Source organism: Paenibacillus periandrae (genome assembly GCF_022458865.1).
Taxonomy (GTDB): domain Bacteria; phylum Bacillota; class Bacilli; order Paenibacillales; family NBRC-103111; genus Paenibacillus_S; species Paenibacillus_S periandrae.
Window position 1 is genome coordinate 1 of the sequence record NZ_JAJNMU010000191.1, and the last position, 265, is coordinate 265.

The window sequence follows — 265 nt, forward strand, 5'->3', positions numbered from 1 at the left end:
GCTTGCTGGACAGCTCGTTCACGAAAGAGGTGGCTGTACCGTCTTTTAGGACCAACAAATTCATACATCCAAACAAAACCAACCTCGCATTGCGAGCAATGCATCCGGGTACTCGGAACCAGAAGAATCACTTTTTTTTCGAATGCAGGGAGATGCCGGACGGTACGTAGTCCATTGCTTCCTTTAAGCGAGACCGTTTCATCGGATCGACAAATCGGACAACCTTGCTTTGAGGCCACTGGTACTGCTTCTATCTGTATTTCGT

The 265-nt window shown here is 47.9% G+C and carries 1 protein-coding gene; it reads right to left on the minus strand.

The window, feature by feature from the left end:
- Positions 1-239 (minus strand): transposase family protein (locus tag LRL21_RS45180; protein WP_240422249.1); only part of this gene is annotated, 239 nt, incomplete at its 3' end.
- Positions 240-265: the final 26 nt, after the last annotated feature.